Annotated in this window: 1 pseudogene; it reads right to left on the reverse strand. The window is 64.8% G+C overall.

Annotation, left to right across the window (positions count from 1 at the left end):
* Nucleotides 1–1,445 (reverse strand): annotated as a pseudogene (locus EN932_RS36015) (helix-turn-helix transcriptional regulator); the annotation flags it as partial.

Below are 1,445 nucleotides of genomic sequence, written 5' to 3' on the forward strand. Positions count from 1 at the left end.
GCAACAGCCGCTGCAATTCGGCTCCCCTTTCCAGGAACCGATTCATTTCCGCCAGCAGCGGCTCGGCCGAAGGATCTCCGCGCCGAAGACGCAGTTTCACCAGGGCCACCAAAGCGGGATAGCGGACCAGCGCCGTCGCCTGGTCATTGCTTATGACATCCAGAGCTTCGGCGGCAGCTTCGTTCCAGTATCCCTGACGCAACAACAACTGTGCCCGAACCCCACGCATATAGTCACGCCAAGTCGCCAGATCGTTGTCGACGCAATAGTCGATGCCGCGATCGAGGAAGGATTGAGCCTGGCTGTAGCCCAATTGGTTGATCTCGCCACAGGCGCAATTGGTGAAGGCACGCGCGGCGTGCTCCTGAAAATTCTGCTCCAGCGCGATTTCGAGGCTGCGGGCGAGATGCAGCCGGCTGCTGGCCAGATCCAGCCACTGCTCGGCGGCGCCGACATTGTTGAGCGCGTGACAAACGACATCCTGCCGGTCCAGCTGCTCGGCAAGCTCGATCGCCCTGCCGCCCAGCGACAGGGTCTCGTCGAGCCTTTCGGCCAGCATCGCCAGCTGCGAAAGGTTCGAATAGGCCATGGCAAGTTCGGCACTGGCGGGAACTGCCTCCAGCAACGCGACCGCCTGGGCGCCGAACAGGTCGGCTGCCGGGCGGTCGCCCAACAGATAGGCGAAGCGCGATAGCCACCTGAGGCTGTCGCCTTCCTTCAGCGTGTTGCCAAGCGCCTTTTGCAACGCGCGGGCTTGTTCCTGCGCCTTGATGGCCTCGTCAATGCGGGCGATCAAGTGACACTCGAAGGCATACTGCTCGTAAAGTCCGGCGCGTTCTTCCACGGGCAAGGTGTCGGCCTGCCGCAAGGCGACCTCATAGTAGCCGGCGGCGTCGCGATGGGCGCCGACACGCGAAGCCTCGCGCGCGGCGATCGGCGCGAATTCGCGCACCGCCTCGAAATTGTGCGCTTCCACGGCGTGATGGACCAGGCGTGCGGTGGCGACGCCGCCGTTTTCAAGCAGCGCCGACAGCGCGCGCTGGTTGAACAGTCTCCTGTAACTTGTCGTCAGCATCATCTCGATGGCGCGGCGTGCGATTTCATGGCGGAAGGCATAGCCATCGCCCAGATCGTCGAGCAGCCCATTCGACACACATTCCGCCAGCTGTCCGGCGCTGGCGACGCCGCACAGGCCCTGCAGAGCCCAAGCATCGGCCCGCCTGGGAAACACCGATACCGCGTCCAGCATCGAGCGGGCACCGGCGGACAACCGTTCGGCCCGCGCCACAACGGCGTCCCGCACGCTGGCCGGTGGCGTCATCTCATTGTCGGCGCACAGGAGCTCGGTGACGAAGAAGGCATTGCCGGCGGTGACCCGGTAGATGGCGTCGCCATCGCGGCCGGCAGCGCTGGCGAGCGACAGGACGGCCGCCTCGCTCAACAGC

It is taken from the genome of Mesorhizobium sp. M7A.F.Ca.US.002.01.1.1, assembly GCF_004022955.1.
GTDB classification, from domain to species: domain Bacteria; phylum Pseudomonadota; class Alphaproteobacteria; order Rhizobiales; family Rhizobiaceae; genus Mesorhizobium; species Mesorhizobium ciceri.